Here is a 20579-nt window from a genome sequence, read left to right as displayed (position 1 = left end):
CACGAAGGAGTATCCATGTCGAACACCACCGCCGAGGCGTCCGTCGCCGACCTCGTCGCCGAGGTCGCGCGCTTGCGTGAGCAGGTCGAGGCCGCGCACGCCCTCGCGCAGCGTGCCGAGGACCGCGGGCAGGTCGAGAACCTGTTCAACCGCTACATGTACCTGCACAACGCGTTCGAAGACGAGCAGATCATCCCGCTGTGGGTGAAGGAGGGCACGGAGGGCATCCGCGCCCGCTACACCAACGCCGGTCAGTACACGACCTGGCAGAGCGTCACCGACTACCACCGCGGTCGCCCCCACCCGGAGGGCAAGCTCATCCTGCACGCGACGACCACCCCCGTGATCGAGGTCGCCGCCGACGGCAAGACCGCCAAGGGCGTGTGGATGATGGCCGGCACCGAGTCGGGCCTGACCGACCCCAAGGTCGCCGAGGCGTTCCCCGACATGTACTCGCCCGAGGAGGTGCTCGGCAAGAAGGTCTGGGCGCACTGGGTGTGGTGCAAGTACGCCATCGACTTCCTCAAGCAGGACGGCGAGTGGAAGTTCTGGAAGTTCCGCTGCTACGAGCTGGCCCGCGCGCCCTTCGAGGAGAACTGGGTCAGCTTCGGCCTGAAGAACCAGGGCGCGTTCGACCTCGACCTCATGTACTTCGGCGACGACGGAAAGCCCGTCTTCATGCCCCCGGCCGACGAGCCGGTGCCGACGAAGAACCACCCGTACAGCCCCGAGACGACGCAGAAGCTCGAGCCCGTGCCGCCGGTCGCGCACGAGCACTTCGTCGACACGTTCGCCTAGGAGTCGCCGTGGCCACCCATAACTCCCTGTTCGCCGATAAGGACGTCCGTCGCACCGACGACGGGCTCGCCGTCTCGCTGCAGCTGCCCTGGTACCGCAGCCTCTGGCTCTCGGCCGTCGACGGTGTCGCCGCCACGGTCAACGGTGTCGCGGTCCCGACCGAGGACCTCCGCTTCTCGCTCGCGGGTCGCGAGTACCGCGTCAAGGAGCTGCCGGAGCAGTCGGACACCCTGTGGTTCGTCGCCGACCGCCCCGACGTCCTGATCCGCCTCGACACCCCGCCCGCGGCGGGCGAGAGGATCACCGTCGAGGTCGTGCTGACGATGCGCCTGCTCTACATGCAGATCATGCCCGGCGTCGACGGCGGACCCGGTCGCTACGTCACGAACCGCGTGCCGGTCGAGCGCGAACTGGTGCTGGCATGACCTCCGCCCGGCCCCTCCGCGTGGCGATGATCGGCTACGGCTTCATGGGGGCGGCGCACTCGGTCGGGTGGCGGCAGGCGCCGCACGTGTTCGATCTGGCGCGCCCGGTGGAGATGGCCGTCGTGGTCGGTCGGAACGCGGATGCCGTGGCATCCGCCGCCGCGAAGTGGGGCTGGGCGGAATCGGCCACCGATTGGCGCGAGGTGATCGAACGCCCCGACATCGACATCGTCGACATCGTCACGCCGGGCGACTCGCACGCCGAGATCGCGATCGCCGCGCTCGAGGCGGGCAAGCACGTCCTGTGCGAGAAGCCGCTGGCGAACACCGTGGCCGAGGCCGAGGCGATGGCCGAGGCGGCGGAGCGGGCGCGGGCGCGTGGCATCCGGTCGATGGTCGGGTTCACGTACCGACGCGTGCCCGCCGTGACGCTGCTGCGCGACATGATCGCCGAGGGCGCCGTGGGGACCGTGCAGCAGGTGCGCGCCGCCTACCGGCAGGACTGGCTCGTCGACCCGCGGATGCCGCTCGCGTGGCGGCTGCAGAAGGAGCACGCCGGCTCGGGAGCCCTGGGCGACATCGGCGCGCACATCATCGACATGACGCGATTCGTCACGGGTCTCGACATCGACAGCGTCACGGGGACCCTCGAGACGATCGTGAAGGAACGGCCGCTGCAGGCCGCCGGCTCGGGCCTGTCGGGGTCGGCCGGCGAGGGCGTCGGTCAGGTCACGGTGGACGACGCCGCGATCTTCACCGGACGCCTGTCGAACGGCGCGCTGGCGTCGTTCGAGGCGACGCGGTTCGCGACCGGTCGCAAGAACGCCCTGACGATCGAGGTGTCGGGCGACCGGGGCGCGCTGGCGTTCGACCTGGAGGACCTCAACAGCCTGCGGTTCTACGACCGCACGGCGCCCGAGGGGCGTCAGGGTTTCACGCAGATCCTCGTCACCGAGCCGGTGCACCCCTACGTGTCGGCGTGGTGGCCGGCGGGCCACATGCTCGGCTACGAGCACGGCTTCTCCCACCAGGTCGTCGACCTGGTCGAGGCGATCGACGCCGGCACCGACCCGCACCCCTCGTTCGCGGAGGGGTTGTCGGTGCAGCGTGTCCTCGACGCCGTCGAGCGCAGCAGCAACAACGATTCGGCCTGGACCGGCGTGACCGCCGGCATCCCGGTCGCCTGACGCGAAGGAGCCTCATGGCACGCCCGATCACCCTGTTCACCGGCCAGTGGGCCGATCTCCCGTTCGAAGAGGTCGCGCGCCTCGCGGGCGAGTGGGGCTACGACGGCCTCGAGATCGCCTGCTGGGGCGACCACATCGACGTCTCGCGCTGGGACGACGCCGAGTACGTCCAGTCGCGCCGGGACATCCTCGAGCGCAACGGCCTGAAGGTGTGGACCATCGCCAACCACCTCGTCGGACAGGCCGTGTGCGATGACCCCATCGACGAGCGGCACCACGACATCGTGCCTTCGCGCGTGTGGGGCGACGGGGATGCCGAGGGCGTGCGGCAGCGCGCCGCGGAAGACCTCAAGAACACCGCCCGCTTCGCCGCGAAGCTGGGCGTCTCGACGGTCACCGGGTTCACCGGGTCGAGCATCTGGAAGTACGTCGCGATGTTCCCACCGGCATCCGACGCGATGATCGAGGCCGGCTACCGCGACTTCGCCGACCGGTGGAACCCGATCCTCGACGTGTTCGAGGAGGTCGGGGTCCGCTTCGCGCTCGAGGTGCACCCGTCCGAGATCGCGTACGACTATTGGACGGCGAAGAAGACGCTCGAGGCGATCGGGCACCGGAAGAGCTTCGGGTTCAACTTCGACCCGTCGCACTTCGTCTGGCAGCAGCTGGACTCGGTCGCGTTCGTCCTCGACTTCGCCGAGCACATCTTCCACGTGCACTGCAAGGAGTCGGTGACCAACCTCGACGGCCGCAACGGCGTCCTCGGCTCGCACCTGTCGTGGGACAACCCGCGTCGCGGGTGGACGTTCGTGTCCACCGGACACGGCGCCGTGCCGTGGGAGCCGCTGTTCCGTGCGCTGAACTCGATCGGCTACGACGGCCCGACGAGCGTGGAGTGGGAGGACGCCGGCATGGATCGCCTCGTCGGCGGCCCCGAGGCCCTCGCCTTCGTGCGCAAGCTCGCCGAGATCACCCCGCCGCACCAGCTGTTCGACGCGGCGTTCAGCTCGAAGGACTGAAGCCGTGCTGAAGGTTCTGATCCTCTCGGGGCACATGACCACCGAGCACGACAACGCGCACCGCAGTTTCCGCCTGCACAACCAGTGGATCACGACGCTGCTCGAGGACACCGGGCGCTTCAAGGTCCGGGTCGTCGAGGACCCGCGGGGACTCCCCGCCAGCGTCATCGACAAGTACGACGTCCTGATCGTCGTGTTCGAGGGCCGTGACGGCTACCACGACATCGCGACCGGGTTCGGGCCGGAGACGGATGCCGCGATCCTGCGCTTCGTGCACGACGAGGGCAAGGGCATCGTCTGGTTCCACGGCTCCGCCGCGCAGGAGGACCGCTGGGGCTACCCGGAGGAGTACAACGTCATGCGCGGAGCCAAGCTCAGCGCGTGGGAGACGGGGCTGCGTCCGCGCCCGTGGGGCGAGGCGCTCCTGCGGACGGCCGAGCCCCGGCATCCGATCACCGAGGGCATCAACGAGACGTGGACCGTCACCGGTGACGACATCCTCGTCGGCGTGCAGATGTACGACGGCGCGCAGGTGCTGCTGACGACCTTCGACGACCTCGAGGCGTACGAGAAGGCGCCGGTCTGGCCGATGTCGCACTACCCCGTCGACATCCCGCCGGAGGGGATCGCGGCGCTGCCGGGCATCAACACCGATCAGCCGCTCGCGTGGATCAACGAGTACGGCGCGGGCCGGTCGTTCACGATCACCATCGGGCACGACATCGACACGTTCCGGCGCATCGAGTTCATCCGCATGTTCCCGCGGGGTGTGGAGTGGGCCGCGACGGGCGAGGTCACGCTCACCGGCCCCGACCGCCGCGGCGACCGCCGCATCAACCCCTGGCCGTACTACAACGGCGAGGGGTGACATCCGGGGTCGGTGTCTCGCCGCGCGGCGGGGCGCGTGCCCGCGTCCGCCGGTGTGCAGTGGCAGGCATAAACGCGATTCGCGCCCGTAAACGCGAGGACGCTCTGTTTATGTCGGCGAATCGCGTTTATGGATGAGGGAGGGCGAGCATGATCGGCGTCGGGATTCTCGGGGCGGGTGGCATCGCCGAACGCGCGATGGTCGAGCCTGCCCGGACGGTCGACGGAGTCGAGGTCGTCCGGATCGGCGCGCGCGACCCGGAGCGCGCGCGGGCGTTCGCCGAACGGCTCGACCTCCCCGCGTGGGGCGACTATGACGCCGTGTTCTCCGACCCGCGCGTGGATCTCGTCTACCTCGCGCTGCCGCCGATCGTTCACGCCGAGTGGGCGACGCGGGCGCTCGAGGCCGGGAAGCACGTGCTGTGCGAGAAGCCGCTGTCGGCGAACGGGACGACCGCCGCGGCCATCGCCGACACGGCGGATGCCAGCGGCCGCCGTGCGTTCGTCGGCTTCCACTACCGTCTGCATCCGTTCATCGCGGAGCTCCTCGCGACGATCGGGTCGGGGATCCTCGGCGACATCCAGCGGGTCGCGGTCGACTTCAGCATCCCGCACTTCGTCGTGAAGCCGGGCAACATCCGTCTCGACGGCGACCTGGCCGGCGGGGCGGTGATGGACGTCGGCTGCTACGCGGTGGACCTGCTCCGGGCGGCGTGGGGTGAGCCCGAAGTGGTGGCGGCCTCGGCGCGAACGTACGACGCCGACCCCCGCATCGACCTGCAGACCGATGCGGATCTGCGGTTGCCCGGCGGCGTCCCCGCTTCGGTGCGGGCGTCGTTCCTCGGCGACGATGCGGGAGCGATGGAGGTGCGCGTCGACGGCCGTGCCGCGTCGCTCGTCGCGACGAGCGTCATCGTGCCGCAGTGGGGCGCGACGCTGACGGTGACCTCACCGGATGGTGCGGTAGTGCGTGAGCTCGCGGTCGACCCCGCGGAGAACAGCTATTCCCGCCAGCTGGAACACCTGCGCGACGTGCTGTCCACCGGCGCCGACAGCATCCTCGACGCCCGCCGCGCGGTGGGAACGATGCGCGCGGTCGACGCGATCTACCGCGCGGCCGGGTTGCAGCCGCGCTGAGCCGTCACGCCCCGGAACGGCGGTGGAACGGGCAGACGGACGGCGCATCGGCGCGGCGTACTCGCCCACCGGAGCGCGGCTTCGTCGGCATCCGTCGCCGGTTCACGTCGAGGCCGCGACCGCTGATGCGGATCCGCGGGTCGCTGAGCGCAGCGATGGATGCCGCGAGCCCGGCGATCGCGAGCTTCTCACCGGGGCAGCGGTGCCCGGTCGCCACGTCCGCACCGCCGTGGGGGACGAACGCCGTGAGGGCTTCGTAGTCCTCGACGCCGCGGAAGCGTTCCGGGTCGAAGTCCGACGCGCGCGCCCACTCCCGCGCGTCTGTGTCGGTGCCGAGGATGTCGAGGACGACGCGGCCGCCCTCGGCCACCCGCTGTCCGTCGAGCTCGACGTCGGTCGTGGCCCAGGCCGGCAGCATCGGCACGAAGGGGGCGGTGCGGCGGATCTCCTGCGCGAACATCGTCGACAGCTCCCCGCCGATGAGCAGGCCCCGCTCGGCGGTTTCGGCGGCGATGCGCTCACGCCACTCCGGCCGGTCGTGCAGTTCCTTCGCGGCGAAGGCGACGAACCGCGCGACGGCGATCATCGGGCGGAAGCTGTTCTGCAACTCGACCCCGGCCCGTCGCGCGCTGAGCAGCGCGCCATCGCGGTCGCGGTGGTGCGCCCACGCGTACAGCGCCGTGCCGACGTCGGGGTCGAGGCGCCCGTCGCGGACCGCGTCGATGAGCTTCGCGGCGTGCCGGTCGGACCATCGGCGGTTCACGAGAGCGAGGAGGTACTCCGGCGAGTAGGCCACGCCGAAGCCATCGACGATCTGCGCCTGCCGCCGCGCCCAGCGCGTCTGGGCCGCGGGGGTTCCCGGGATGCCGGCCCACCGCATGATCGCACGGCCGAGGGCACCGACCGCGGCGCCGTACGCCGACTGCTCGCCGCCGGCCACCCACGCGGCCAGCTCTGCGCGCCACTCGCGCTCGAGCTCGGGGAGCAGGCGGTCGACCTCGGCGTCGTCGTACAGCACATCGACGAACGTCGCCTTGCGGTGGCGGTGCGCGTCGCCGTCGAGGCTGTGCACCGAACCGTGGCCGAAGAGCGACTCCTGGATGAACGCCGGCATGGCGCCGTGCCGACGGATGCGGGACTCGTCGTAGAAGAGGCGCACGCCCTCCGCGCCGCGGACGAGGAGCGCGGGTCGCCCGAGCAGGCGGAACGGCACCGCGCGAGCGCCCTTCTCGGTCCGTCGCCATAGATACTCCCCGAACCCGTAGCCGCGGGTGAGGAGCGAGAGCGAGTCGTCACGAAGCAGGGCGAGAGGGGATGCCATGCGCTCACGGTTCCACGACCGGCGTCGCTTCCCGAGGGGGCGGCGCGCGGGAGGACCCTGTGCTATCGGTGGGTGGTCCACTCTCAAAGGACGGACGACCGACCGGTGGGTGAGCAGCCGGGCCGTCGACGGTGCCGATCTTGCGATCGGAGGTACGGGTGGGCGTTGACTCGGTTTCGCGCGTGGCGATCTGCGGTTCGGTGAGACCGCGACCGTCGGCGCCTCTGTTGCGTAGCTCGTCGGGTGTCGAGGATGAGCCGTTGCGCTGACGAATGTCAGCGCGAGGGCCGCGCCGCAGGGAAGCCGCTGGGTCCCGCCGCAGCGATGTCTCCGGCGATTTCGAGCCCGATCTCTCGCAGAAGCTGAGCAGAGAGCTGCGGGTCGTGCGAGGTGTCGACTCTGCTCCTGTCGGTGAGGGTAAAAGTCGAGGCGAGCCCCATTCCTGCCGCCGCTGCTGTCGACAGAACGCTCCGTCCGGCCACTGCAATAACGGTCTTGCCTTTCGACCGCCGTGCCACAACGGATACGAGTTTGCCTCTCTCGGTCTGCTCGTCGAGGGAACCTTCACCCGTGATGATGAGATCGGCCGTCGCCGCGTGCGCGTCGAAATCCAGCAGGTCCAGGAAGAAGTCAGCGCCGGAGACGAGCCGTCCCTGAAGGAGGAGGATGGCGAACCCGAGCCCTCCAGCGCTACCAGCCCCCGAAATCTCGGCGTACTGGTTTCGAGGGTCGGTCAGGCGCCGGAAATGGGTGAGGGCTGTCTCCAAGCGGGCGACATCTTCTGGGGTCGCCCCTTTTTGGGGGCCGAATACCGTGGCCGTTCCGGACACCCCCAGTAGTGGGTTCGTCACATCGCTGGCTCCCACCAGTTCGACGCCGGCGAGTGGTTCGAGATCGAGCGTCACTTCACGCAGATCAGCGAGCACGTTCGGTGCAGGGCTCACCGCTGTGCCGGAGTGATCGAGGAACCGTGCGTCAAGGGCGTGAAGCATGCCCGCTCCACCGTCCGTCGTTGCGCTCCCACCCAACGCCACGACAACCCTTTTTGCATTGAGGTGCTCGACGGCGAAACGGATAGCTTCACCCACCCCGAAGCTCGTGGCGTGGAGGGGGCGCAGCTTCCCGCCGGGCAGAACGCTCAGTCCCGATATGGATGCCACCTCCAGAACGCCCGTGTGACCATCGAAAGCGATGCTGGTTGCCACCGGTTCGCCCGTGGGCCCGGTCACAACGAGGGGCACCCGCTCGAAGCCTGCCGCGACGGCCGCCTCCACGCTTCCGTCGCCCCCATCGGCGAGAGGGAGCTGCGTGCAATGAAGGTTCTCCCCGGCTCCCATGAGTCCCGTGCGGAGGCTGTCCGCTACTTCGCGCGCGGTCAGGCTGCCCTTGAATTTGTCTGGTGCGACGAGCACCGAGATCCCGCTCATCCGATGCACCGGGCTACCGCGACCGTCACCGCACGACGGCCGGTGCGGGGGAGCCGATGTGGTCGGCGATTGCCACCCCGAGCTCCACAGTGGACGAGGAGCCGCCAAGGTCCGGGGTGAGAACCGCCCCGGCGGCGAGGACCGCCTCGATCGCGTCGAGGATGGCGTTCGCCGCCTCGGGCTCTCCGAGGTGTTCGAGCATCATCGACGCACTCCAGATCTGACCGATGGGGTTGGCGATGCCCCTGCCCGCGATGTCGGGTGCTGATCCGTGGACGGGCTCGAAGAGGCTGGGGAAGTTGCGTTCGGGGTTGATGTTTCCGCTCGGGGCGATGCCGATGGTGCCGGTGCAGGCAGGTCCCAGATCCGAGAGGATGTCGCCGAAGAGGTTGCTCGCGACAACGACATCGAACCAGTCGGGGTGGAGGACGAAGTTCGCCGTGAGGATGTCGATGTGGAACTTGTTCACGTCGACGTCCGAGTACTTCGTCGCCATCTGCTCGACGCGTTCGTCCCAGTAGGGCATGGAGATGGAGATGCCGTTGCTCTTGGTCGCGGAGGTGAGCAGGCGGCGTGGACGACGCTGTGCGAGCTCGAAGGCGTAAGCGAGGATGCGATCCACTCCGACGCGGGTCATGACCGTCTCCTGGATGACCGTTTCGCGATCGGTTCCCTCGAAGATCTTTCCGCCGATGCTGGAGTACTCACCTTCGGTGTTCTCTCGGACGACATAGAAGTCGACATCGCCGGGGCGTCTTCCTGCCAGAGGGCTCTCCACGCCGGGGAAGAGTCGCACCGGCCGGAGGCTGACGTACTGGTCGAAGTGCCGGCGGAACTGCAGAAGGCTGCCCCATAGGGAGATGTGGTCGGGAACGAGTTCGGGCCAGCCGACAGCACCGAAGAAGATGGCGTCGAAATCTCGCAGCTGATCGAACCAGTCGTCAGGCATCATCTGGCCGTGCTCGAGGTAGTAGTCGACGTTGGCGAAGTCGAACTCCGTGAGATCGACCCCGAACCCGAACCGGTCGGCTGCCGCGTGAAGTGCTCGGACGCCTTCCGGGACCACCTCCTGTCCGATACCGTCCCCGGCGATGACCGCGATCTTGTAGGTGTTGGACATTTCAGATCCTCATCAATCCGAGCAAGCGACGGCTTTCGCGCTTACCGATCGATGCTAGGAAGCTCCGCAGAGCCGAGGAACCGCCTTCGGAGCAAGCCCACTTTGTCCGTGCGAGAACGCTGCCGTCAGGGGGTCAGGTCGTCGGCTTGGTCGGGGGTCTTGGCGGACAGGCCCGCCCGCAGGTGGTCGACGAGCGCGCGCACGCGCGGCGGGGTGTGTGCACCCGCCGCGAACAATGCAACGACGTTGGCTTCAGGGGTCGCGATCTCGGGGAGGACCTGAATGAGTTCGCCTCGACGTAGGTACGGTTCGACGTGCCACGTGGATCGCATAGCGATACCGGCACCGCCGAGGCACCACTCTGTTGCGACGATTCCGTCATTGCACGTGAGAGCGCCACGTACGGGCAAGGTGATCTCTTTGTCGTTGTCGATGAATCGCCAGGACGAGTCCCCCTCGTTCTCTTTCACGACCAGCAGGTCGTGGAATCTCAGGTCGTGCAGGCTCGCTGGCGTCCCATGAGTTGCGAGGTAGGCGGGCGACGCCACCAGAACCCGCCGATTGCGAAGAAGGTGGCGCATCGCCAGGGTCGAATCCGGCACGCGCCCGACGTGGACGGCGAGATCGTAACCAGGAAGGGATGCGGAGAGCGGCAGACTCGTGAGTTCGAGTGAGCAGTCGGTACCGGGGTGCAGATCGTGGAACTGCCTGAGCAGGGGGGCGATGCGCAGCCGCCCTAATCCAACGGTGCATACCACCCGGATCGAGCCGGTGAGGTCCTGGGGGTCGGGGTTGATAGAGGTTTCGAGATCCTTCACCGCTTGGAGGATTTCTGCTCCGCGCCGCTGGTACTGGCGCCCCTCAGCGGTGAGCTCGAGGCCCCGGGCGCGGCGCGTTGCCAGGGGTGCTCCCAAGCGCCGCTCGAGATTCTTCAGCCGTCGGCTGACGACGGACACCGAGACGCCCCAATGCCGTGCCGCTTCGGTCATCGTGCCTGCAGCGGCCAGGGTTACGAAGAATTCCAGGTCATCGACATCAGCTGACATGCGAACCTTGCGCTGTGCGCAAACCTCTCTTCTGCAAACAAGCCTTCATTGCGCTCAGTCCAAAACCTAACATCTGACAGACGCCCTTCAGGGGCGGCGACGAAGGAGTCCCGAATGTTTCCCAATTTCGATGCACTCGACATCGAGGTCAATGGAGTGAGACTGCGCGGCCGTGTCGGTCCCAACGCCGGTAAACCGGCACTCCTGCTGCTGCACGGGCACCCTGAATCACACCTGATGTGGCATCGAGTCGCACCGGCCCTCTCAGCGCATTTTCACGTGTTCGCCCCGGATCTGCGCGGGTACGGGGACTCGGGTAGGCCCGACCCCGGCAGGGATTACGAGGCCTACAGTAAGCGCGAGATGGCTCGCGACTGTCTCGCCTTGATGGACGCGTTCGGACAGAGGCAGTTCTTCGTCGCCGGTCATGATCGCGGCGCGCGCGTCGCCGCCCGTCTCGCTGCAGACGCGCCGGAGCGGGTGCTGCGTGCGATGCTCTTGGACGTTGCGCCGACACTGGATATGTACGAGCAGACGAACCGGGCATTCGCCACCGCGTACTGGCACTGGTTCTACCTGATTCAGCCGGCGCCGCTGCCGGAGACGCTGATCGGAGCGAATCCGCGGGCGTACATCGAAGGAGTCATGGGCGCCCGTCACGCGGGCCTTGCCCCGTTTCCTGCAGAGGTTCTGGACCACTACGTCGCGGGGTTTGAGGGAACGGCCCGCGCAGCCGGCGCCTGCGGGGATTATCGTGCCGCCGCTGGCATCGACCTGGCTCACGACCGGCGAGACCGCGCCGAGGGGCGTCTGATCGAACCGCCTCTCCGCGTGCTCTGGGCGCAGCACGGCGTGATCGAGCGACTGTTCGAACCGCTCTCGCTGTGGCGCGCCGTCGCGCGTGAGGTCACCGGCCACTCCGTCGACTGCGGTCATTACATCCCCGAGGAGGCTCCCTCTGAGGTCGTCGAGGACATGTTGACGTTCTTTGCGACGCCGAAGGGCTAGCCACCCACCCGAACCCGCGCGCGAAACCTCGCGCGCCATCCTGAGAGGCACGACATGTCCACGACACCTCCCGATGGAGTGAGGTCCACCGCAGCAGCGGTGCACGAACCGTCCACCGAAACGGCGGCACAAGCCCAGGTGCGCCAACGCAAGATGGCTCTGGCCGCGATTGTCGGCACTGCGGTTGAGTGGTACGACTTCTATCTCTACGCCGCGATGGCGTCCATCGTGTTCGCCACCGTTTTCTTCCCCAGCGGTGACCCGCAGCTGGCGGCATTGCAGTCATTCGCCACCTTCGCCGTCGGCTTCCTCGCCCGCCCCATCGGCGGCATCGTGTTCGGGTCGCTCGGCGACCGGATCGGTCGCAAGCGCACGCTCGTGATGACATTCGGGCTCATGGGAGTGTCGACCGGCCTGATCGGCCTCATCCCCGACTTTCAGACGATAGGCGTGTGGGCGCCTGTTCTGTTGGTGTTCTTCCGAATCATGCAGGGGCTGGGTGCGGGGGCTGAATTCGCGTCCGCGGCGGTCGCCAGCTACGAGCACGCCGACGCCTCCAGGCGAGGAAGCATGGGCTCCTGGCCCGCTCTCGGGATGAACGTCGGCCTCGTCATGTCGTCCGCGACGGTGTTCGTGCTGAGCATGTTCGGCGACGACTTCCTGTTCAGCATCGGGTGGCGCATCCCGTTCGTAGCCAGCTTCCTCCTCGTCGCCGTGGGGATGTGGGTGCGCGCATCGGTCCCGGAGACGGCGGACTTCGCCCGTGAGGTGGAGCAGCACAAGAAGCCGAAGTTCCCTCTTCTTCAGCTGATGAAGAACGATTGGCGCGGGCTCACCATCGTCATCGTCATCGCGCTGGGCTACACGTCGATCAGCTACATCTTCAAGACCTTCTCACTCGCGTATCTCACTCAGTTCCAGGGTGTTCCTTCGTCGACCAGCTCTCTTGGCGTCACTCTCGCGGGCATCTTGGCCGTCATCGTCATCCCGTTCCTCGGGCGTCTTTGCGACCGTTGGAGCAGCAAGATCGTGCTGATCCTGGGCGGTATCCTCAGCGGCCTCTGGGCATGGGCTTTCCTTCTCCTGCTCGGCAACGGCGACACGTGGGCGATCTGGACGGCCCTGATCGTCGGATCGGGTCTGCTGGTGCCGATGATGATCGCCGCCCAGGGGTCGTTCTACAGCCGACAGTTCCCCGTCGCGACCCGGTCCAGTGGTGTGGGCTCGGCCCGAGAGTTCGGTACGGCCGTCTCCGGCGCGATCGCACCGCTGGGGGCTCTCGCGCTCGTCACTGCGTCGCCTACCAATTCGACATTCGGGGTTGGCATCGTGCTGACGGCATCCGCCGTACTCGTCGTCGTCCCCGCCCTCCTGGACCAGGGCCGGCGACACTCCACCACCAAGAACTGAGGTCGCACAGGCGGCGGCGGGATTTCGGGGTCTCCCGGCGTCGATGCCGGGGCAATGCAAACCACCTGTGCAGGACAGCATGCCGGGAGACCCGGAGGACGCGGTGCGCGAAGCGGAACCTCACGCCAGCAGAGGCTGCAGCACCTTCTGCACGTACCATCCCGCGACCATCGTGCTCTCGGCGGGGTGGGGGCTCTGGTCGGACTCGACGACGATCCAGCCGCGGTAGCCGTGCTCGGCGAGCGCACCGACGAAGCCCTCGAAGTCGACCAGCGCGCGCTCGTCGCTCGGCTCGTAGAACCAGCGCAGGATCTTTCGTGCCCCGCCCTCGGTGCGGATGAACTGCTCCGCGTGCGGCGTCGACGCCTCGGCCTCATCGACCGTCTCGCGTGCGTCCTTCAGCTGCACGTGGACCACGCGATCGGCGTACCGACGGTAGAAAGCGACGGGGTCGATGCCCGAGATCGCGTACTCGGCGGTGTCGATCGCGAGGCCGACCTTCGCCGGGTCCGTCGCGGCGAGAAGGCGGTGGATGCCATCTCCCAGGCGCAGCGCGGAGAGGAAGTCGACGTGGAGGCCGAGCGCGATGCCGTCGGCCGCGATCGCGTCGCCCACCGTGTTCCAGAGGTTCGCGAGCACGCCGATCTGCTCGTCCGAGAGGGGTCCCGTCTGCCAGGCCGACGGGGCCGCCCGCACCACCAGCACGCTGCCGCCGAGGCGCCGGAGGGCGTCCGCGAACCATCGCGCGGTGCGGGTGATCTCGCCGACCGACTCCGGGTCCAGCGGGTCGGGGCCGCGACCCATCTCGACCTCGAACCCGACCGCGGGGTCGTAGACGTAGCTGCTGACGGCGTCGAGCGCGCACGAGGCCAGCACCTCGCGGAAGCCCTCGAGCGAGCCGTAGAGGTCGGCGATCTGCTGCGGCGTCCCGAGCGGCTCCCATGCGCCGAAGCTCACGGCGGTGAGCTCGACGCCGGAGAAGCCGCTGATCGAGACGGTCTTGAAGGCGCGTTCGTGCTCGCGCTTGCGCACGAACGAGTCGATGTTGGTGTCCCACTGGTTGATGGCGTAGGCCCAGCGCACGTCGGTCATCGCGCCACCTCCTCGTTGTAGATGCCGTCCAGCACGTTCTTGGCGTACCAGCGCGAGATCGCGGTGCTCTCGGAGTAGTCGCCGCCGAGCTTGTCGGCCTTGTCGTGTTCGACGCTGATCCAGCCGGTGTACCCGTGGTCGCGGACCGAGCGCATCATCGCCTCGAAGTCGACGAGCCCTTCGTCGGTGCCCATCTCGTAGAACCACTTCTCGGTGGTCTTCGCCGAGACCTCGGCATCCGGGAACATCCGGTAGTCCTCGTTGGTGTCTGTGAAGCGGGTGTCCTTGAAGTGGAAGCCCGTCACGCGCTCGTGGTGCTTCTCGTACACGTCGACGGGGTCGACGTCGGCGATGCAGTGCTGCGCGGTGTCGACGAAGAACTTCACGTAGCGCGGGTCGGCGTAGGAGTAGAAGCGGTCGATCTGGTCGCGCGTGCGGATGCCGGCGTAGAACTCGTGGTGGCACGTGAGGTTCACGCCGTACTGCTGCGTGAGCTCGCCGACCTTGCCCCAGATGTCGGCGGCGTGCTTGAGCCCGTCGTCGGGCACGCCGGCCTCATCGAAGTAGCGCGATCCTGGCATGACGATGATGTTGTCGAGCTGGATGCCGGACCACATGTCCAGCGTCCGCTGGAAGTCCTCCAGGATCGTCCCGTGCGTCGCCGGAACCTCGGGCGCGTAGCGGTCGGGCGTGTAGTAGACGCCGTGGAAGGTGTTGACGATGCGCTCGAGCCCCTGCTCCTGCACGAACTCCTGGTAGTTCGCCACGGAGCCGTACTGCTCGAAGATCTGCCAGATACGGAAATCGAACGTGTCGATCGCGTCGAAGCCGACAGCGGCGACCTGCTGCAGGAACCGCTTCATCGCCAGGCGCGACTGCCACTGGTCGTAGGGGCCGGCCGGACCCTGGGCGCGCCAGTGGTCCATGTAGCTCCACTTGAGGGGAGGGCGGTCGGTGGTCATCGGGTTCTCGCTTCCTGGAGGTCCGCGTCGTCGCGGGTCGGTCGGTCGGTCAAGGTCTCTCGGGCTAGATCGAGGTGGCGGCGCGTCGTGTCCCACGGGTCGTCGTCCAGCCACTCCTGGCCGCCCCACTCGCTGCAGAGCGTGCCGACGTAGTCGGTACGGCGGAGCGCCTCGCCGAGGTCGCGGATCGGCCGCGTGATGCGTCCGTCGGCGTCGTCGAGGTCCCAGAACTTCAGGTGCACGCCCTCGAGCAGGGGCAGGACGGATGCCACGTCGGCGATGCCGGAGCGCCCGAACCGCACGAGCAGGTTCATGTAGAGCGTGTGCACCGGTCCCGGCACCCGTCCCGACCGCAGGTAGTCGAGGACCGCCCCGTGCGTCTCGGGCTCGCGCCAATGGTCGGTGAGGAGCGCGACGAGGGCGGGGTCGATGCCGCCGCGGGAAAGCTCGTCGAGGTAGGTCACGGGGAGTGCAGGCATGAGCATGCTGATGTCGAGCAGCAGGCGGATCCGCGGGCTGTCGATCTCGGTGATCCGCGCGTACGCCGCGGGCATCGCAGCCGGGGTCTAGTGTCCCTGCGCCTCCTCGTACAGGACGAGGTCGAGTTCTTCGAGCAGTGGGAGCGTGCGCTCGAGGAGCTCGCCGGCCTGTCCGAGAGGGAGGCGTACGCCGTGCGCGCCGAGCGCGGCGGAGGTGCGCAACTGCGGCTCGAGGAACGCGAGCCGTTCGTCGTCGTCACGGCGACGATGGCCGTCCCACTCGTCGATGCTGAGACCGACGATGCTCACGCGCCCGCCGACCGCGTCGAGCCGGTCGCGCAGGCTGCGGGCCTCGTCCGGCGTGGCCGCGGGGTAGCCGCGCCACAGTTGCCCCAGTTCCACCTCGATCGCGGAGGCGAGGCCGCGCTCGACCAGCGTGAGCGCGAGGTCGGGGGCCGTGCGTTCCGCGCGGAGCATCTCCGGCGTGAGGTTGAACGCGCTCGCCGAGAGCGTCCAGTTCGCGGGGAGGCCGGTCATTCGGGGCTCCCGACGTCGCGCGAGACGCCCGTCGTCGGCGTCTCGGTGTCCAGCGGGCGGGTGAAGAAGAAGGGAAGCCGCAGGGGGCCGTCGGGCCCGCTCTCGAGGTAGGGAACCTCGAGATGGAACGACACCGACACCTCGTGGATGCCAGGGCTCGCGGCATCCGTCACGTGCAGCGCGACGCGGTCCTGCAGGTGCCACCAGAGGGTCTCGGCTCCGAGATCGGCGGGGCCGACGCGGCGGTCGCCGAGCGTCACGGCCGCCGGGGTCGATCGCCCGTCGATGCGCACCTCCGGGTCGACGAGGCCGGCGAGGGGCAGCGAGCGGATCCAGGGCAGGGACAGGCGGAGCGCATACCCGTCGGGGAGGGCGTGCAGCGCATCGTCGCGCAGCGCGGTGAGGACCATAGGTCCTGAAGCTACCGACTAATGTCGCAAATAGGAAGAAGTATCACGCCGAGATCGCCTCACCGCGGATCGCGGCGAGCGTCGGGCGGCCCTCCGCGAACCAGCGGGGGAAGACCGCCTCGAACAGCTGTTCGCGAGCGAGATCCACGCCACCGCGCAGCGGTTCGCGCGCGTCGTTGACACTCGTCACGATCGACAGGTCGCGCGTCGCGAGCGGCAGCGAGAGCTCGTACACGCGGTGGCGCACCTCGGCGAGGAACAGTTCGCCTGCCGCCGCGACGGCGCCTCCGACGACGATGACGCTCGGGTTGAACATGTTCACGAGGGCGGCGACCGCCTCGCCGACCTGCCGGGCGGAGGCCTGGATGAGGGAGATCGCCAGGGCGTCGCCCCGCTCGGCAGCCTTCGAGATGTCTTCGGGGCTCAGCTCGGCGCCCGAGGCGAGGATGTCGGCGATCGCGCCGGTGCCACCGGCCGCGACCGCTTCGCGCGCGTCGCGCACGAGGGCCCAGCCGCCCGCGACGGCTTCGAGGCATCCGACCTTCCCGCACCGGCACTGCTGCTGCGCCCCGGGAACGCGGACGTGCCCCATGTCGCCCGCGGCGCCGTTCGCCCCGCGGTGCAGGCGGCCGTGCGACACGAGCCCGGCGCCGATGCCGGTGCCCACCTTGCAGTAGATGAGGTCGGGCGTGTCCTCCCGCCGGCGCGCCCGCTCGCCGGCGGCGAGCAGGTTGACGTCGTTGTCGACCCAGACCGGCGCCGAGTATCGCTCCTCGAAGCGGGAACGGACGTCGAAGTTGTTCCATCCGGGCATGATCGGCGGCGCGACCGGGCGACCGGTCTCGAAATCGACCGGGCCGGGGAGGCCCACGACCACGGCCCAGACCGGAGGATTCTCGTCGGCCTCGAGAAGTTCGTCGACCATCGTCGTCGCGACCGAGAGCGTCTCGTCGGGACCGCGGGAGATGTCCCACACGCGGTGCGCCTCCGCGCGGATCTCGCCGTCGAGGTCGGTGACGCCCACGTGGATGTGCAGCCCGCCGAGCGCGCACACGACGATGCGTCCGCGCTCGGCGCGGAAGCGGAGCGTGCGCGGGGCCCGCCCGCCGGACGAGGGGGCGTACTCGGCATCCTCGAGGAAGCCCATCTCGACGGCGCGATCGACGCGCTGGGTCACGACGCCGCGACCGAGCCCCGTGACGCGACCGATCTCGGGACGCGTCACCGCCTCGCCGAGTCGGACCATGTTGACGATCCGCAGCAGGCTCGTGACCTCGTCGGTCTGTGCGCCGAAGCGAAGAGTGGAGACGTTGGCCATGCTCGATCTTCACACAGGGGACGCTCTTCGTTCCTGGTTCCCGGTCATCTATAGTTCATTCGTCTCGAACTTCAGTTTCTTTCGGGCTGAAGTGGCGCGAAGGAGCGACATGACCTGGGGTGTGGGCATCATCGGGGCGGGGCCCGGCGTCGCGGCGTTGCACGCCCCCACGCTGGCGCGGACCTCCGGCGACTTCCGACTCGTGCACGTCAGCGACGGCGGCAGCGGGCGCGCCGCCGCGATCGCTGAACGCTTCGGTGCGCGCTCCTCGACCGGGGTCGACGATCTGCTGGTCGACGCCGAGGTCGAGGTCGTCGCGGTCTGCAGCCCGCCCGACCAGCACGCCGCGCACGTCCGCGCGAGCCTCGCGGCCGGTCGCCGCGCCATCTTCTGCGAGAAGCCCCTCGCCACCACGATCGAGGACGCCGACCGGATCGTCGCCGAGTGCGCCGACGCCGGCGCGCTCCTGGTGGTCGGCACGAATCATCTGTTCGATCCCGCGTGGTCACGCGCGACGCACCACCTGCACGCCACGCGGGACCGCGTGCGGTCGGTGTCGGTGACCCTCTCCCTCGCCCCGAACGGCCGGTACCACCAGCTCGTCACGGGCGCGCCGCTCCCGGCGGCGCCCGGGCCCACCCGCCCGCCGATCGACCCGGGCGACCGCGAGCTGAACGCGCACATCGTGCGACAGCTCGTCGTCGGGCTCGCGGTGCACGACCTGCCGCTCGTGCGCGACCTCGTGCCCGATGCGACCGAGGTCGTGTGGGCGCGGCCGGTCGCCCCGATCGGGTTCGATCTCGCCCTCCGATCGCCCGACGCGGTCGTGCGCTTCACCGCCGTCATGGGTCCCGATGGTGCGGACTCGCTGTGGCGTGTCACCATCGCGACCGACGGCGCACGCATCGACGTCGAGTTCCCGCCGCCGTTCGTGCACGCGGGCAGCGCGCGAACCACGGTCCGCGACGGACGCGGCATCCAGACGATCTACCCCATCGACCGACGCGACGGATACGACGCGGAGTGGCGCGCGCTCGCGGCTCTGCTGCGGGGTGAGACGGCGATGGAGTACGACGAGCTGCGCGCGGATGCCGCGTTCGTCATCGCCGTGGCCGACGGCGCCGCCGCTGCGGTGCGGGCGGGAGGAGACGCATGAGCGCGCTGCCCGTGTGGACCGACCTCGCCGCCTATCGGGCGGCCGTCGCCGAGCTCGCCCCGCTCGTGCGCCTGGCGGATGCCGACGAGACCGGCGTCCTCCGGGTCGTCGACGGCCGCGGCGCCTGGTGGGACCGTCTGGAACGGCTGACCGACACGCTCGGGGTGGTGGTGGATGAGCCGCAGCCCGCACCCGCCGCGGCCCACGAGCGACTGCGGGCGCTGGCGCTGCCGGTCGTCGTCGCCCGCCGTCGGCTGCGGGCGGACGTGGTCGACGCCGTCGCGTCGGTGCCCGCGGCGCACGTGGTGGTCGACGCGTGGGGGTCGGCGTCCGAGGCGGCGGTGATTCTGCGCGACGCCGTGGGCTGGGCGCGGGTGCTCGCCGGAGGGCCGCTCGACGTCCTCGCCCACGCGGCGACGCCGACCGCCGACACGCTGGCGCTCGTCCAGGGGTCGGTGGGAGTCAGTGTCACGAGAGCCCTGGGTGGATCGGCGGTCGGTGACGCGCTGACGGCGATCGCGCTGGGCCCCCGGCGCGTGGAGGTGCGGCTCGACTCCGCGGCGGCGACCATCCACGTCGAGACCGACGACGCCGAGGGCCGGCGGATCGCGCCTCCGAGACGAGAGGCGGCCGAGCGCGTGGCCCTTCGCAGACTTCGGGATGCCATCGGTGCGGGCGTCCGGCTCGACGACCTGGACGCGCTCGCGCACGACGACGAGATCCTCGGGGTGGAATAAGTCGGGTCGATACTCGGCATCCACAGGATCGGCTTCCCTGATACCGACTTCGGTCAGATAGTGGAAGAAGAGTCGGAACGGCCCGATTCCCCGAAAGGATCGAAGATGATCAAGCTTCTCTCGCACCTGTCCTTCGTTGCGGTCACGACGCCCGACGTCGATGCCTCGGTTGACTTCTACGTCAATCGCGTGGGTCTGACCGAAGTCGCGCGTGAGGACGACCGCGTTTACCTCCGCTGCTGGGGCGACTACTACTCCTACTCCCTCGTCGTCGTCCGCGGCGACGAGCCCGCGCTCGACACCATGGCCTGGCGCACCTCGTCGGCCGAGGCGCTCGAGGAGGCCGCGAAGCGCGTGGAGGCGGCCGGCATCCAGGGCGAGTGGTTCGAGGGCCGCGGCATCGGTCGCGCCTACCGCTTCACCGGCCCGTTCGGTCACAGCATGACGCTGCACTGGGACGTCGAGCGCCACCGCCCTGAGCCGCACACCGCGTCGATCTTCCCGGACCGTCCCGAGAAGCGCAGCTCGGTCGCCGGCGCTCCCCGTCAGCTCGACCACGTCACCGTCGCGACCAGCAACGTCGACGCGTTCGTGCAGTGGTACGTCGACACCCTCGGCTTCCGCTTCATGGCGCGCACCGTCCTGGACGAGGCCCCCATCTCGGTGTTCTCGGTGCTGACCACCAACGAGAAGTCGCACGACCTCGGTGTCGTCCTCGACGGCTCGACGCGCGCCGGCCGCATCAACCACTTCGCCTTCTGGGTCGACACCCGCGAGGAGCTGCTCATCGCCGCGGACACCCTCATGGAGAACGGCATCCCGATCGAGTACGGCCCCAACATCCACGGCATCGGCGAGCAGACCTTCCTCTACTACCGCGAGCCGTCGACGCTGCGCATCGAGCTGAACACCGGCGGCTACCGCAACTACGTCCCCGACTGGGAGGCGAACACCTGGAAGCCCTCGCTCGGCTCGAACAACATGTACCGCAACGGTGCCATGCCGATGTCGATGACGGAGTCGTTCCCGCCCGCCGACGGCCCCAGCGCGACGGAGGAGGGCGTGCCCGACGAGATCAAGGAAGCCCTGCTCAACCCCTACGCCGTGCAGGGCCGGGGTTGAT

General features: G+C 68.9%; 21 protein-coding genes. 11 read left to right on the top strand and 10 right to left on the bottom strand.

The window, feature by feature from the left end:
• Positions 1–15: 15 nt before the first annotated feature.
• From LL239_RS02060 to LL239_RS02035, 6 genes are all read left to right on the top strand, one after another.
• Entirely contained in the window at positions 16–798 is a 783-nt protein-coding gene (locus tag LL239_RS02060; RefSeq protein WP_228161773.1) for a nuclear transport factor 2 family protein, read from the top strand.
• Positions 799–806: 8 nt separating this feature from the next.
• Positions 807–1223: a C-glycoside deglycosidase beta subunit domain-containing protein gene (locus tag LL239_RS02055; protein WP_228161772.1), complete on the top strand. Its 417-nt coding sequence runs from the start codon at positions 807–809 to the stop codon at positions 1221–1223.
• Positions 1220–2410 carry a Gfo/Idh/MocA family protein gene (locus LL239_RS02050; RefSeq protein ID WP_228161771.1) on the top strand — a complete coding sequence of 397 codons (1191 nt, stop codon included), beginning with the start codon at positions 1220–1222 and terminating at the stop codon, positions 2408–2410. Before LL239_RS02055 ends, LL239_RS02050 begins: the two co-directional genes overlap by 4 nt.
• Positions 2411–2424: 14 nt before the next feature.
• A complete protein-coding gene (locus LL239_RS02045) occupies positions 2425–3429 on the top strand; it encodes a sugar phosphate isomerase/epimerase family protein (RefSeq protein ID WP_228161770.1) in 1005 nt (334 codons plus the stop codon).
• A 4-nt stretch (positions 3430–3433) separates the two neighbouring features.
• Complete coding sequence (locus LL239_RS02040) at positions 3434–4297, top strand: ThuA domain-containing protein (RefSeq protein WP_228161769.1); 864 nt, start codon at positions 3434–3436, stop codon at positions 4295–4297.
• Between the two features lie 149 nt (positions 4298–4446).
• Positions 4447–5433 carry a Gfo/Idh/MocA family protein gene (locus LL239_RS02035; RefSeq protein WP_228161768.1) on the top strand — a complete coding sequence of 329 codons (987 nt, stop codon included), beginning with the start codon at positions 4447–4449 and terminating at the stop codon, positions 5431–5433.
• A 4-nt stretch (positions 5434–5437) separates the two neighbouring features.
• Here the strand turns inward: LL239_RS02035 and LL239_RS02030 are convergent, their stop codons facing one another.
• The 4 genes from LL239_RS02030 to LL239_RS02015 all read right to left on the bottom strand — a co-directional run bounded on the left by LL239_RS02030 (position 5438) and on the right by LL239_RS02015 (position 10347).
• Positions 5438–6754 (bottom strand): cytochrome P450, encoded by a 1317-nt coding sequence (locus LL239_RS02030; RefSeq protein ID WP_228161767.1) that lies wholly within the window; start codon positions 6752–6754, stop codon positions 5438–5440.
• A 275-nt stretch (positions 6755–7029) separates the two neighbouring features.
• Positions 7030–8181, bottom strand: a complete 1152-nt coding sequence (locus LL239_RS02025; protein ID WP_228161766.1) for a glycerate kinase — start codon at positions 8179–8181, stop codon at positions 7030–7032.
• A gap of 25 nt (positions 8182–8206) precedes the next feature.
• Positions 8207–9301, bottom strand: coding sequence for a tartrate dehydrogenase (locus LL239_RS02020; RefSeq protein WP_228161765.1), 1095 nt, complete (start codon positions 9299–9301; stop codon positions 8207–8209).
• A 125-nt stretch (positions 9302–9426) separates the two neighbouring features.
• Entirely contained in the window at positions 9427–10347 is a 921-nt protein-coding gene (locus LL239_RS02015; RefSeq protein ID WP_228161764.1) for a LysR family transcriptional regulator, read from the bottom strand.
• 114 nt (positions 10348–10461) lie between these two features.
• Between LL239_RS02015 and LL239_RS02010 the strand changes: the two genes are divergently transcribed.
• Both LL239_RS02010 and LL239_RS02005 read left to right on the top strand, forming a co-directional pair.
• Positions 10462–11355: an alpha/beta fold hydrolase gene (locus LL239_RS02010; RefSeq protein ID WP_228161763.1), complete on the top strand. Its 894-nt coding sequence runs from the start codon at positions 10462–10464 to the stop codon at positions 11353–11355.
• Positions 11356–11409: 54 nt separating this feature from the next.
• Positions 11410–12765 carry an MFS transporter gene (locus LL239_RS02005; protein WP_228161762.1) on the top strand — a complete coding sequence of 452 codons (1356 nt, stop codon included), beginning with the start codon at positions 11410–11412 and terminating at the stop codon, positions 12763–12765.
• Between the two features lie 120 nt (positions 12766–12885).
• On the opposite strand, the gene LL239_RS02000 is transcribed toward LL239_RS02005, so the two are convergent.
• From LL239_RS02000 to LL239_RS01975, 6 genes are read right to left on the bottom strand one after another with little or no spacing between them, the layout of a single operon-like run.
• Positions 12886–13857: a sugar phosphate isomerase/epimerase family protein gene (locus LL239_RS02000; RefSeq protein WP_228161761.1), complete on the bottom strand. Its 972-nt coding sequence runs from the start codon at positions 13855–13857 to the stop codon at positions 12886–12888.
• The gene (locus LL239_RS01995) at positions 13854–14819 is read right to left on the bottom strand and encodes a sugar phosphate isomerase/epimerase family protein (RefSeq protein ID WP_228161760.1); all 966 of its coding nucleotides are present in this window, start codon (positions 14817–14819) and stop codon (positions 13854–13856) included. The genes LL239_RS02000 and LL239_RS01995 overlap by 4 nt, the downstream gene beginning before the upstream one ends.
• Positions 14816–15373 carry a hypothetical protein gene (locus LL239_RS01990; protein WP_228161759.1) on the bottom strand — a complete coding sequence of 186 codons (558 nt, stop codon included), beginning with the start codon at positions 15371–15373 and terminating at the stop codon, positions 14816–14818. Before LL239_RS01990 ends, LL239_RS01995 begins: the two co-directional genes overlap by 4 nt.
• Positions 15374–15385: 12 nt before the next feature.
• The gene (locus tag LL239_RS01985; RefSeq protein ID WP_228161758.1) at positions 15386–15835 is read right to left on the bottom strand and encodes a hypothetical protein; all 450 of its coding nucleotides are present in this window, start codon (positions 15833–15835) and stop codon (positions 15386–15388) included.
• Positions 15832–16245 carry a hypothetical protein gene (locus LL239_RS01980; protein ID WP_228161757.1) on the bottom strand — a complete coding sequence of 138 codons (414 nt, stop codon included), beginning with the start codon at positions 16243–16245 and terminating at the stop codon, positions 15832–15834. Before LL239_RS01980 ends, LL239_RS01985 begins: the two co-directional genes overlap by 4 nt.
• Before the next feature lie 43 nt (positions 16246–16288).
• Positions 16289–17563: an ROK family protein gene (locus LL239_RS01975; protein ID WP_228161756.1), complete on the bottom strand. Its 1275-nt coding sequence runs from the start codon at positions 17561–17563 to the stop codon at positions 16289–16291.
• A 109-nt stretch (positions 17564–17672) separates the two neighbouring features.
• Here LL239_RS01975 and LL239_RS01970 point away from each other — a divergent pair, with 109 nt between their 5' ends.
• The 3 genes from LL239_RS01970 to LL239_RS01960 all read left to right on the top strand — a co-directional run bounded on the left by LL239_RS01970 (position 17673) and on the right by LL239_RS01960 (position 20578).
• Entirely contained in the window at positions 17673–18719 is a 1047-nt protein-coding gene (locus LL239_RS01970) for a Gfo/Idh/MocA family protein (protein ID WP_228161755.1), read from the top strand.
• Positions 18716–19456, top strand: a complete 741-nt coding sequence (locus LL239_RS01965) for a hypothetical protein (RefSeq protein WP_228161754.1) — start codon at positions 18716–18718, stop codon at positions 19454–19456. Before LL239_RS01970 ends, LL239_RS01965 begins: the two co-directional genes overlap by 4 nt.
• Before the next feature lie 105 nt (positions 19457–19561).
• Positions 19562–20578, top strand: coding sequence for a VOC family protein (locus LL239_RS01960; RefSeq protein WP_228161753.1), 1017 nt, complete (start codon positions 19562–19564; stop codon positions 20576–20578).
• The last annotated feature ends 1 nt before the right edge of the window (position 20579 follow it).

This window comes from Microbacterium testaceum (genome assembly GCF_020781835.1).
Classification (GTDB): domain Bacteria; phylum Actinomycetota; class Actinomycetes; order Actinomycetales; family Microbacteriaceae; genus Microbacterium; species Microbacterium testaceum_H.
Note: the sequence above shows the minus strand (reverse complement) of the source record. Positions and strands in the feature narration are given on the sequence as shown.

Bases quoted from the DNA above. Each gene is read 5' to 3' on its own strand.
- LL239_RS01995 (WP_228161760.1), bottom strand. From the start codon at position 14,819: ATGACCACCGACCGCCCTCCCCTCAAGTGGAGCTACATGGACCACTGG.
- LL239_RS01990 (WP_228161759.1), bottom strand. From the start codon at position 15,373: ATGCCCGCGGCGTACGCGCGGATCACCGAGATCGACAGCCCGCGGATC.
- LL239_RS02005 (WP_228161762.1), top strand. From the start codon at position 11,410: ATGTCCACGACACCTCCCGATGGAGTGAGGTCCACCGCAGCAGCGGTG.
- LL239_RS02010 (WP_228161763.1), top strand. From the start codon at position 10,462: ATGTTTCCCAATTTCGATGCACTCGACATCGAGGTCAATGGAGTGAGA.
- LL239_RS02025 (WP_228161766.1), bottom strand. From the start codon at position 8,181: ATGAGCGGGATCTCGGTGCTCGTCGCACCAGACAAATTCAAGGGCAGC.
- LL239_RS01985 (WP_228161758.1), bottom strand. From the start codon at position 15,835: ATGACCGGCCTCCCCGCGAACTGGACGCTCTCGGCGAGCGCGTTCAAC.
- LL239_RS02060 (WP_228161773.1), top strand. From the start codon at position 16: ATGTCGAACACCACCGCCGAGGCGTCCGTCGCCGACCTCGTCGCCGAG.
- LL239_RS01960 (WP_228161753.1), top strand. From the start codon at position 19,562: ATGATCAAGCTTCTCTCGCACCTGTCCTTCGTTGCGGTCACGACGCCC.
- LL239_RS02030 (WP_228161767.1), bottom strand. From the start codon at position 6,754: ATGGCATCCCCTCTCGCCCTGCTTCGTGACGACTCGCTCTCGCTCCTC.
- LL239_RS02035 (WP_228161768.1), top strand. From the start codon at position 4,447: ATGATCGGCGTCGGGATTCTCGGGGCGGGTGGCATCGCCGAACGCGCG.
- LL239_RS01965 (WP_228161754.1), top strand. From the start codon at position 18,716: ATGAGCGCGCTGCCCGTGTGGACCGACCTCGCCGCCTATCGGGCGGCC.
- LL239_RS02020 (WP_228161765.1), bottom strand. From the start codon at position 9,301: ATGTCCAACACCTACAAGATCGCGGTCATCGCCGGGGACGGTATCGGA.
- LL239_RS01970 (WP_228161755.1), top strand. From the start codon at position 17,673: ATGACCTGGGGTGTGGGCATCATCGGGGCGGGGCCCGGCGTCGCGGCG.
- LL239_RS02015 (WP_228161764.1), bottom strand. From the start codon at position 10,347: ATGTCAGCTGATGTCGATGACCTGGAATTCTTCGTAACCCTGGCCGCT.
- LL239_RS01980 (WP_228161757.1), bottom strand. From the start codon at position 16,245: ATGGTCCTCACCGCGCTGCGCGACGATGCGCTGCACGCCCTCCCCGAC.
- LL239_RS02045 (WP_228161770.1), top strand. From the start codon at position 2,425: ATGGCACGCCCGATCACCCTGTTCACCGGCCAGTGGGCCGATCTCCCG.
- LL239_RS02000 (WP_228161761.1), bottom strand. From the start codon at position 13,857: ATGACCGACGTGCGCTGGGCCTACGCCATCAACCAGTGGGACACCAAC.
- LL239_RS02050 (WP_228161771.1), top strand. From the start codon at position 1,220: ATGACCTCCGCCCGGCCCCTCCGCGTGGCGATGATCGGCTACGGCTTC.
- LL239_RS01975 (WP_228161756.1), bottom strand. From the start codon at position 17,563: ATGGCCAACGTCTCCACTCTTCGCTTCGGCGCACAGACCGACGAGGTC.